Annotated in this window: 12 protein-coding genes and 1 pseudogene; 10 read left to right on the top strand and 3 right to left on the bottom strand. The window is 46.2% G+C overall.

The window, feature by feature from the left end; genetic code table 11:
• From RMO35_RS08810 to RMO35_RS08845, 8 genes are all read left to right on the top strand, one after another.
• Positions 1-180, top strand: a 180-nt coding sequence (locus RMO35_RS08810; protein WP_309740316.1) for a hypothetical protein, incomplete at its 5' end; no start/stop codon positions are given.
• A gap of 26 nt (positions 181-206) precedes the next feature.
• A complete protein-coding gene (locus RMO35_RS08815) occupies positions 207-374 on the top strand; it encodes a hypothetical protein (RefSeq protein WP_309740317.1) in 168 nt (55 codons plus the stop codon).
• Positions 375-465: 91 nt separating this feature from the next.
• On the top strand, positions 466-1491 hold the full coding sequence (locus tag RMO35_RS08820; protein ID WP_309740319.1) for an alcohol dehydrogenase catalytic domain-containing protein: 1026 nt from the start codon (positions 466-468) through the stop codon (positions 1489-1491).
• A gap of 51 nt (positions 1492-1542) precedes the next feature.
• The gene (locus tag RMO35_RS08825; RefSeq protein WP_309740320.1) at positions 1543-2400 is read left to right on the top strand and encodes a prephenate/arogenate dehydrogenase; all 858 of its coding nucleotides are present in this window, start codon (positions 1543-1545) and stop codon (positions 2398-2400) included.
• A gap of 291 nt (positions 2401-2691) precedes the next feature.
• Positions 2692-3015, top strand: a complete 324-nt coding sequence (locus RMO35_RS08830) for a type II toxin-antitoxin system HicB family antitoxin (protein ID WP_309740322.1) — start codon at positions 2692-2694, stop codon at positions 3013-3015.
• Positions 3012-3431: a hypothetical protein gene (locus tag RMO35_RS08835; protein ID WP_309740325.1), complete on the top strand. Its 420-nt coding sequence runs from the start codon at positions 3012-3014 to the stop codon at positions 3429-3431. Before RMO35_RS08830 ends, RMO35_RS08835 begins: the two co-directional genes overlap by 4 nt.
• 72 nt (positions 3432-3503) lie before the next feature.
• The gene (locus RMO35_RS08840; RefSeq protein WP_309740326.1) at positions 3504-3920 is read left to right on the top strand and encodes a PD-(D/E)XK nuclease family protein; all 417 of its coding nucleotides are present in this window, start codon (positions 3504-3506) and stop codon (positions 3918-3920) included.
• Complete coding sequence (locus RMO35_RS08845) at positions 3917-4606, top strand: hypothetical protein (protein WP_309740327.1); 690 nt, start codon at positions 3917-3919, stop codon at positions 4604-4606. The genes RMO35_RS08840 and RMO35_RS08845 overlap by 4 nt, the downstream gene beginning before the upstream one ends.
• 81 nt (positions 4607-4687) lie before the next feature.
• On the opposite strand, the gene RMO35_RS08850 is transcribed toward RMO35_RS08845, so the two are convergent.
• Positions 4688-6862, bottom strand: a complete 2175-nt coding sequence (locus RMO35_RS08850) for a glutamine synthetase III (protein ID WP_309740328.1) — start codon at positions 6860-6862, stop codon at positions 4688-4690.
• 434 nt (positions 6863-7296) lie between these two features.
• On the opposite strand from RMO35_RS08850, the gene RMO35_RS08855 reads away from it, so the two are divergent.
• Positions 7297-7485 carry a hypothetical protein gene (locus tag RMO35_RS08855; RefSeq protein WP_309740329.1) on the top strand — a complete coding sequence of 63 codons (189 nt, stop codon included), beginning with the start codon at positions 7297-7299 and terminating at the stop codon, positions 7483-7485.
• A 204-nt stretch (positions 7486-7689) separates the two neighbouring features.
• Here the strand turns inward: RMO35_RS08855 and RMO35_RS08860 are convergent, their stop codons facing one another.
• The gene (locus RMO35_RS08860; RefSeq protein WP_309740331.1) at positions 7690-8622 is read right to left on the bottom strand and encodes a prepilin peptidase; all 933 of its coding nucleotides are present in this window, start codon (positions 8620-8622) and stop codon (positions 7690-7692) included.
• Between the two features lie 194 nt (positions 8623-8816).
• Positions 8817-9560, bottom strand: a complete 744-nt coding sequence (locus RMO35_RS08865; protein WP_309740334.1) for an HAD-IA family hydrolase — start codon at positions 9558-9560, stop codon at positions 8817-8819.
• A 402-nt stretch (positions 9561-9962) separates the two neighbouring features.
• Here RMO35_RS08865 and ndhH point away from each other — a divergent pair.
• Positions 9963-10468 (top strand): annotated as a pseudogene (ndhH, locus tag RMO35_RS08870) (photosynthetic/respiratory NAD(P)H-quinone oxidoreductase subunit H); the annotation flags it as partial.

Raw genomic sequence — 10468 nt, forward strand, 5'->3', positions numbered from 1 at the left:
GCGGCGATCGAGGCAAAGTTATCATCGGTTAAGATCATCGCGGCGGCTTCTTTGGCAACTTCAGTACCAGTAATGCCCATCGCAATGCCTAGATCTGCTTGCTTGAGGGGGAACCCCCGAATAAAAACGCCGCTAAATCCCCCTTGGAAAGGGGATTGGGGGATTCAGATCTACGATTGAAGACATAAAATCTTTTTAGACATCCTTTGACTACTGGCTGGCGGCGATCGGGAAGCGAATCTACTGACGATCGGTTGCAACCCGAAACACCACATTATATCCTGTCTGTCGCTATGCGAGAAGTTATTGCCATCACAACTGGCGATCGAGAGTACCAAGTCTTGGTAATTTGCGATGATTCAGCGCGTAACTAGATCGATCGCTAGAATCGCCGCGCTAGATTTTCGATCGCGAAATTTCCTATACTGAGATGTCTCGATTGCAACCATTGTAACTAATAATTTTGTGCTAGCAGCCCTCCTCTATGGTCGCGAAGACCTCCGTCTCGAAACCCTCGATGTCCCCACACCTACTGAGGGTGAGGTCGTCATCGAGGTCACAGCCGCCACTACTTGCGGCACAGATCTCAAGGTGTGGCGGCGTGGCGGACATGCCAAAATGCTCAAGCCGCCAACTCGATTCGGACACGAAGCAGCGGGTAAAATCGTCGCGCTGGGTGCGGGAGTAACCGATTGGCAAATTGGCGATCGAGTAGTGGCAAATAACTCCGCGCCTTGTCTGGATTGTTTCTTTTGCCAGCGTCAAGAATATTCACTCTGTCCGCATTTAACTTGGAATAACGGTACCTTCGCTCAGTACTTGAGTATTCCTGCGACGATCGTCCGTCAGAACCTGCTCCACATCCCACCAGATCTCGATCCGGCGCTAGCGTCGATGACCGAACCCTTAGCGTGCGTATTGCATGGGGTGGCGCGGAGTAATTTCACCCCTGATTCTAGAGTAGTGGTAATCGGCGATGGGGCGATCGGGTTGATGTTTGTGGCGGTGATGGCGAGTCAGTGCCAGTCGGTGTGGTTATTTGGTGGTAACGATCGCCGCTTGGTGGTCGGGGCACAATTGGGAGCCGCGCGGACGTGGAATTATCATCAGATAGATATCCCTAGTACCGTCCAGGATTTAACCCAAGGATGGGGTGCTGATATCGTCATTGAAGCGACAGGGGTACCGAGTGTCTGGGAAACCGCGATCGCTTGCGGTCGTCCGGGGGCGACGATTAATTTATTCGGCGGTTGTCCCAAAGATACGACGATTAGCGTCAATACCGATCGACTGCACTACAGCGAACTCACCATCAAAGGCGTTTTTCACAATACCCCCCACCACGTCCGCGCGGCGTTAGCTTTACTAGCCAGCCAGCAGATTCCCTTTGAATTATTGATTAGCGATCGGCGCCCGCTGACAGATTTAGGGCAAACTTTTGAGGATATGAAAAATCGAGAAGTAATCAAAGTTGCCATGATGCCAAATTAGACTGTGGCACTTAAATGGCACAATATAACCAATAATCAATAACAGCTAACTGTGAAGATCGGGATCGTAGGAATCGGATTAATCGGCGCATCATTGGGATGGGACTTGCGCCAACTGGGGCATGAGGTGAGCGGTGTCAGCCGTCAGCAATCTACCTGCGATCTGGCTGAGCGAAAGGGCATCTGCGATCGTGCCAGTTGTGACTTAGCTAGTCTCCAAGATGCCCAGATCGTCTTTATCTGTACGCCGATTGCGGCAATCCTCCCGACGATCGCGCAATTATTACCCCACCTTCAGTCCGAGACAATTATTACCGATGCTGGCTCTGTCAAAGGGGCATTGGTCGATCGGGCGACCGAATTATGGCCGAATTTTGTCGGTGGACACCCGATGGCTGGTAACTCTCAGAGCGGGATAGCTGCCTTTGAAAAGGGTCTGTTTGCCGACCGCCCTTATGTTTTGACCCCTACGCCCGCAACGGTGCCTTCAGCACTAAAAATGGTCGATGAACTAGTGCGATCTCTCGGTGCTGTGGTATATCAGACAACACCCGATCGACACGATCGAGCAGTTGCCTGGATTTCCCATTTACCCGTGATGGTAAGTGCGAGTTTAATCGCTGCTTGCTTGCAGGAAACCGATTCTACCATCCGCGATTTTGCCAAAAAATTTGCCAGCACGGGATTTAGAGATACCAGTCGAGTAGGTGCTGGCAATCCAGAAATGGGAATGATGATGGCAGAATACAATCGCGATGCTCTATTGCATTCTCTATATATCTATCGCGATCGATTGGATAGTTTAATCGACTCGATCGAATCAAAAAAATGGACAAATATCCAAGATTTATTAATTAATAATCAAGCCGTTCGCAATGATTTTCTAAATAGTAAAGATACCTGTGATTGAGATCGATCGGGCGATCGACCACAGCAGGAGCTTTTTCATTGAGCGTTTCTCTCAAACTAGCTTAGTGCCTCTTCCCTTGGTTATCCCTGACATTGACGATCGCTAACACAATAATTGGTAAGATAACCAACTGACCGATTAGGCCAATCGTCACAGCTTTCGGATATTTAAAACTCAAGGACAATTAGCGAATACGAAGCACTATCGTTCAGCTTTGCCGTACCAGCGGTAATCGAACTATTTAGAGGATGAATATGCAATACTAGTAACAACCGAGGCTGAGGATAAAACATGCAGTATCAAGTTTTTGTTAAAGGTCGTTCCGATCGAGGTTTTACTGCGTCTGTACTCGAAATACCGTCGATCGCTGCTAATGGGAATACAGAAGACGAAGCGGTCGCCAATGCCAAGACCGAATTAGAGTCGCAATTATCAACAGGTAAGATCGTGACAATCTCTTTGGCGGAGCCGCTCGCAATGAGCATCGAGCCTAAAACTAATTCTACACCAATGCAATATGCAGGCATTTTAGAGAACGATCCAACCTTTGACGATCTAATGGAAAAACTCGCTCATATTCGTCAAATCGCCAATGAGTGCGAAGATGAAATATGACCCTTTATGTCTTCGATACCGACCATTTGAGTCTTTATGGTAGGAGTAATTCACTATTAATCGGTCGATTGCAACAACAGTCGATCGCTTTAACGACTACTGCAATTAATGTTGAAGAACAAGTGCGCGGTAGGCTGGCACAAATATCTGAGGCAAAAGATGGGGATGTACTGGCTAATGCCTATTTATGGCTGTCGGAAACAGTAAAGCTATTGTCTGAATTTGAAGTATTGCAATTTACAGTAGCAGCTCAATCTATCTATCGAGATCTAAAGTCGCAGCGAATTAGAGTTGGCACCCAAGATTTACGCATTGCCTCGATCGTTTTAGCAAACCAAGGTATCTTGCTATCGAGAAATGCACGAGATTTCGATCGAGTCCCCAATTTGATAGTTGAAAATTGGGCGATTGAGTAAAATTAGTAGGTTGAGTGGTGAGAAAATTTAGTATCTGGGCACCATATATAAGTAAGTTCAGCTTAAAAATATATGGTGCTAAATGAAAATTTTTTATCCGATCTAGAAAAATTACCACCTCCTAAAAATCAGCAACAGACTTTTATGGAGATTGCTGGTTATCCACACTCAGAGAATATCTGTAGCAAGATACTTCAGTTTTACTTAACACCCACCAACGAACATGGATTTGGTAGGCTTCTATTAGATTCACTAGTTATGCTTATCGATCGAGAGCTAGTAACCGACAAACAAAACATTGAAGTTTGGCGGGAAGTGCGTACCAGCGGAAATAAACGTATCGATCTAGTAATAGTTTCCGATAATTATATTATTGGCATAGAAAATAAAGTTTTGGCTAAAGTGAATAATCCTTTTTGTGACTATACAACGTATTTAAGATCCTTAAGTAAAAGCTCTAAAAAGTCTATAAAGTACTACTGTCGTTGAACGCTGAGAAAGATTCAGTTGAATTATGTGGGTTCAAACCCATTACATACAACTTATTTCTAAATAATATTGAAGAAAAATTCGAGATTTACTCTCAGAAAGCACCTAACGAGCATTTAGTATTCTTAAAAGATTTTATTATGACAATGAAAAACTTACAAAAACAATCTGAAGTAGACTCGAAATGGTTGAAGTATTTTCAAGAAAAAGACGATGATATCAAAACATTGCTTGCTGAAATAGCTGTATTTCGTAAAGACATGAGGATGAAACTAGAACAGTTAGAACAGCTATTTCTTGAGAGCGAGATAGCTTGTCATTTTACTGAACGCTGGTTTTGGACTCATCCGACATTTTTTGGCGATGTTCTGGTTTATACGATCGATCCAGATAAATTCTCACTATTTTTTGCAATAATTCTAACTCCAACAGGTTGGAAGATGCAATTCTGGAACAAGCAAACCGATCTTGAAAAAAATACTGGCATTGAAAAAGAAGGTCTTAAAAAGTGGTTTGAGGAAAGGTTGATAGAGTATAAAGAGGTTACAGGACATGACGGATCGGGATGGCGACTTGAAGTCGATGGCTTTAAAGATAAAGCATACGATACAAAGTTAGAAGAAATTGGAGAATCTATAGTTGAGATGTGGAATAAATTAAATAAAAATTCGCAATCTCTTTACTAATCTTGCGGTAGTCCAGCCAATACAAAAAAAAGACCGTTCGATGAGAACGGTCTTTTCTCTAAATAAGTTGTTTATGAGATGTTATTTAATAAACAACATTTCTTGATAAGTAGGTAATGGCCAGAGATCGTCAGCGATTTCAGCTTCGAGTCCATCAGCATATTTACGCACATCATCCATTAACGGACGAACTGTTTTTACTAAATACTGCATGTGGGCTTCACTCGATTCAAAATCATGGCTGTTTAGTGCAGTTGCTAATTTACTGACGCAATCCATCATTGATTTAGTGAGATCGGCAACCTTCTGAGCGGTTTCGGCTTCTAGCGTGACGCCGATTTCTTTGAGTCCGGCAATGGTGGTCGCTAGGTCGGTGAGATAGCGGGTGGCGGCTGGATAGATCAGGGTTTTGGCAATACTGATAACTAGCTTTGCTTCGACCTCGATCGACAGGATATACTGCTCGGAGTAAGTTTCATACCGACTGGCGAGTTCGACAGGCGAGAGAATCGACATGCTATCGAATAGCTTGACAATTTCTGGCTCATTTAATACGGGTAGCGCGTCTGCTGTCGTCCGCAGATTGCGTAAACCGCGTTCTTCAACTGCCATTTTGTGCCATTCTTCCGAGTAGCCGTTGCCATTGAAGACGATTGCGCCGTGGTTGTCGATGACTTCTTTGAGGACGGTTTGAATCGCCGCATTGAGTTCGGTACCTTTGGCAGTCTCAGCTTCCAATTTGTCCGCCATCCAGGTGAGGGAGTCTGCCAAGATCGTATTCATCGCCACCAATGGCCCTGCCACAGATTGACCGGAACCGACAGCGCGGAACTCAAAGCGGTTGCCAGTAAAAGCAAAGGGTGAAGTCCGGTTGCGATCGCCAGCATCTTTTGGCAAGATCGGTAAGGTATCGACCCCGATATTCATCGTGCCTTTGGCGGTAGATCCTTTGAGCGCGCCTTGCTTGATTTGCTCGAACACGTCTTGGAGTTGCGAACCCAAGTACATGGAGATAATTGCTGGGGGCGCTTCGTTGGCACCTAAGCGGTGGTCGTTGCTGGCGGTGGCAATCACAGCGCGGAGTAGTGGCCCGTAAGTGTGAATCCCGCGAATGATGGCACCACAGAAGACCAAGAATTGAGTATTCGAGTGGGGATTGTCGCCGGGATCTAATAGGTTGCCCTGGGTAGCATTACCGACCGACCAGTTAACGTGTTTACCCGAACCGTTAATCCCCGCAAAGGGTTTCTCGTGGAGCAGACACATGAAGCCATGCTTTTTCGCAGTGGTGCGCAGGATGGTCATGATCAGGTGTTGGTGGTCGGTGGCGACGTTAGCAGCCTCATGATAGGGGGCAATTTCAAACTGACCTGGCGCAACTTCATTGTGGCGAGTTTTGGCGGGGATGCCCAGTTTGTAGAGTTTTTCCTCTACATCCTGCATGTAGACTTGGACTCGCTCGGGAATGGCTCCAAAGTAGTGGTCGTCAAATTGTTGACCTTTAGCTGAAGGCTTCCCAAATAAGGTTCTGCCAGCGAGTAATAAGTCGGGACGACTATTGGCAAAGTTGGCATCGACTAAGAAGTACTCTTGCTCGGCACCGCAACTGGAGTTGACGGGAGCGATATTAGTATTGCCCAAAATCTTCAAGACTCTGGTCGCTGCCTTATTCATGGCGGCGTTGGAGCGCAATAGGGGTGTTTTCTTGTCTAGCGCTTCGCCAGTCCAAGATACAAACACGGTTGGGATGCAGAGGGTCGCACCATTATCCGTCTCCATAATGAAGGCTGGACTAGTGACATCCCATGCAGTATAGCCCCGCGCTTCAAAGGTGGAACGGATGCCACCATTGGGGAAGGAGGAACCGTCAGGTTCGCCTTGAACGAGCAGTTTGCCCGCAAATTCTGAGATGACCGTACCATCGCCTTGAACCGAGACAAAACCATCATGCTTTTCAGCAGTGGCATTAGTCAGCGGATAAAATACGTGAGCGTAGTAAAGTGCGCCTTTGGAGATCGCCCAATCTTTCATCGCCACTGCTACAGAATCAGCAACGGAGAGATTCAGCGGTTCGCCAGTTTGGATCGTCTTCTTGACAGATTTAAAGACATCCTTGGGCAGACTTTCCTGCATTTTGCCCAAGGTAAAGACATCGCACGCCCACAGATCTTCTAACCGTTTGGATGCCTTGACGGGCATTGGTTCGCGGTTAGTAATTTGATAAATTGCTTGCATCCGGGATTCATTTCCACTCACAGCTTTTGTTCCTCTTAAGGCTCTTGACACCAGTAAATAATAATTGCGATAGCTACCTAAAATAGATACATACGATACCGATTTGCACTGTGAATTATGTACGATCGATAATATGTTTATGTTTGTGTCAGTAGTAACTATTTGTAGTCGATCGATTCGATTTGAGTGAAGCTATTTGGTAATAACCTCAAATAAATCAGACGGCTTTAACTCATTCCACTGACTAGGTTTGAGACATTATCTCATAGTAACGCTATATCTTTTAAATTTCTGGGTAGATCGATCGATTCATCCGTTATTGGGTGTAATGGCTGTAGCTAGGTTTTGATTACTGGACACTCGATTGAATTGAGTTATGATAGAGACTGTGACAAAGGTTATTGAAAAACTTCTTGCCACCTCAAAATTACCTATTTTTTTGGCATCGTTCACAGATGACTATATCCTCACCAGCACCGATTGACGATCCCTCAGTTTGGACTAGCCTCAAGCAAGCGATCTCAGCTAGTTCGGGGTTTCAGCATTGGACATCTCAGCTACCCTCGATCGAACGATCCGATCTCAATCTCGACGCCCTCGTCCAACGCTATCTGCGCGAGACTCTCGAAACTTTAGCTTATTAATTACCCCCAATAATCAAAAACCCGACTTCAAAGTGCTGAAGTCGGGTTTTTGGCGATCGTCAAGCAAAAATACTCACCTTAGTCTTAATCATACCAATCGCTAATCGCAGAACGACAGATCGATACCTCGATCGAGAAAATCATTATACCCATTACCTTTTACCTTTTACCTCACCACATTTGCCCCAATTAAATAAATTGGCATTACGAACCCCGCAGCCGCATTCGTCGCGTCCAGACTAACAGCACCATCAATCCGAGCAACACTGGCATCGCGAATAAAAACCGATCGGGCGATCGCATAAACTGTTGATAGCTCTCAATTATTGCCTCGCCACCAAATAAACTAATCGTCGCCCCAGCCGCAATAAATGGCCCTAAAGGGAGGGGTTGAGTAAGGGTATTTGCCCCTGTCTTCATCCCGCCGCCTCTGAGCGCAGCATAACCAGCCACAACCATAAAACCCACCAAAGCTAATGCCGAGGCTAGTCCACCCGCTAGCAGCACGACTTTCCAATTAGTCCACGCACCCACCATCGCCATCAGCTTAGCATCCCCGCCGCCTTGAGCGGGTCTACCGACCATTAAACTACCTAAAATCGCGATCGTATCATAGATCCAAATCCCCAGTGTCATCGCCAAAATCCCTTGGATGGTATATTCCCGGATGCCGGAAATAGCATGATTGGTATCGAGATAGCCAGCGATAACCTGGAATGCTAAACCTAGCACTAAGCCAGACTGGGTGAGTGGGTTAGGCAATGTCATCGTATCGAGATCGATCAGCGTCAGTGCGAGTAGCCAGCACATCAGCAGCGAATAACCGATCGTCTGGAACGAGAGTCCAAAACGATTGTAAACTAGTACGAAAATTATCGCAGTTATTGCTTCAATAACTGGGTAACGGGGCGAAATCGGGGTATGACAGTGCCGACATTTGCCACGTAAAAACAACCACCCTAAAATTGGGATGTTTTCGCCCATTCCCAACTGATGAAAGCACTTTGGGCAACGGGATGGCGGCCACATTACCGAGATACCAGCCGGAACGCGGTAGACTACAACATTAAGGAAGCTACCGATCGCAGCACCCAACCAGAAGATGATGAATTGAACGATCGTGTCATAAATATTCACTACGATAGGGATCTGCGCGTGGATGCAGATCTAGATACACTAACTCTATGATTCCCGAGTGAGATTGGCGATTCACAATTGGGTGAATACTGCTATACATCCGTGCAGCTATTGCCCAGTGAGAATGGTTTTTAAAAATGAACCGACCTCAAACCCAGATGCTACGGTCTTAATTCTGCACATTGACGATCGATTTACGCCCCAATTAATCGATTTAGCAAAGCGAGATCGACTAATGTTGCGCCTTGAGTATCCCCTTGGATAATTTGACATGGACGATCGGGTTCGCCAAGATCGGATAATACTAATCTAGCGCGAGCGAAAGTATGATTTTGGGTGTAATCATTAATCGTCACGATCGTCATGATGCCAGCATCCATTGCTGAAATCAGACCATTTTTGGAATCTTCAAACGCCAGACAATCTGCCGCAGGTAGCTTCATTTGCGCCAGCACATAATCATAAATGTCCGATGCTGGTTTCTTTTTAGGGACGATATCGCCAGCCGCAATAACTTCAAACCAATTTGAGTCGATATTGTTTGCCAATAGCGCAAACACATTTTCAGGAGTCGTCGTCGTCGAGATCGCCAGTCGTAGATTGGCAGCTCTAGCCGCCGTCAGCAGCCGCTTAACGCCGGGACGTAGCGGAATCCCTCCCCGCTCCAATAACTGTGCGTAGTACTGATTTTTCGCCTTGTGGAGATCGGCAATAGTTTGGTCGTCCATCCGCACATCGGGACGGTAACTATTGAGATAAAAGCGCATCCGCTCCTTACCACCAGTCACCGCCAATAACTTACCATACAACTCGATCGACCAATCCCAATCCAGCCCCGCATTAGCAAAAGCTTGGTTGAATGCCACCCGATGTCCATCGCGTTCGGTATCCGCCAAAGTCCCATCAACATCGAATATTAATGCTTGTAATGCGCCCATCCCACGACCTTCCTATTTCACTCTCGTATTAGAGATGTTATCACTCCTATCTCTAAATCGATCGATTAGAGGATAGGGGATAGTGGATAGGGGATAGGGGATAGTGGATAGGGGATAGGGGATAGGGGATAGTGGATAGTGGATAGTGAATAGTGAATAGTAAATAGTAAATAGTGGATAGTGTGTTAACCGCTGCTTTTACCTTTTACCTTTTACCTTTTACCTTTTACCTTTTACCCATTACCCATTACCCCTTACCCCTTACCCCTTACCCCTTACCCCTTACCCATTACCCATTACCCCTTATAATATGAGCAGGGGAATCATTAGTAATCGATACTCCGCCATCTGTGGCAACTAACAGTAATAGTTCATTTCAGAACGCGATCGCAATAAGAGCATATGGCACAACTCGAAACTAGAACCGAACCGATGGTGCTAAACATGGGGCCGCACCACCCATCGATGCACGGGGTCATGCGGCTGATTGTCACCCTCGACGGTGAAGATGTCGTAGATTGCGAACCCGTCATCGGCTATCTACATCGCGGTATGGAGAAAATTGCCGAAAACCGCACCAATATCATGTACGTGCCCTACGTCAGCCGTTGGGACTACGCAGCGGGGATGTTTAATGAAGCAATTACGGTCAATGCCGTTGAAAAATTAGCAAATATTCCCGTTCCCAAACGCGCTAGCCATATTCGCGTCATCATGCTGGAACTCAACCGGATTGCCAATCATCTGCTGTGGCTCGGTCCATTCATGGCGGATGTCGGCGCACAGACTCCCTTCTTTTATATCTTCCGCGAACGCGAGATGATCTACGATTTGTGGGAAGCTGCAACTGGCTATCGAATGGTAAACAATAACTACTTCCGCATCGGTGGCGTGGCTGTAGATTTACC

The sequence above is a fragment of the Chamaesiphon sp. OTE_20_metabat_361 genome, assembly GCF_031364565.1.

Bases quoted from the DNA above. Each gene is read 5' to 3' on its own strand.
- RMO35_RS08830 (WP_309740322.1), top strand. From the start codon at position 2,692: ATGCAGTATCAAGTTTTTGTTAAAGGTCGTTCCGATCGAGGTTTTACT.
- RMO35_RS08840 (WP_309740326.1), top strand. From the start codon at position 3,504: ATGGTGCTAAATGAAAATTTTTTATCCGATCTAGAAAAATTACCACCT.
- RMO35_RS08835 (WP_309740325.1), top strand. From the start codon at position 3,012: ATGACCCTTTATGTCTTCGATACCGACCATTTGAGTCTTTATGGTAGG.
- RMO35_RS08855 (WP_309740329.1), top strand. From the start codon at position 7,297: ATGACTATATCCTCACCAGCACCGATTGACGATCCCTCAGTTTGGACT.
- RMO35_RS08865 (WP_309740334.1), bottom strand. From the start codon at position 9,560: ATGGGCGCATTACAAGCATTAATATTCGATGTTGATGGGACTTTGGCG.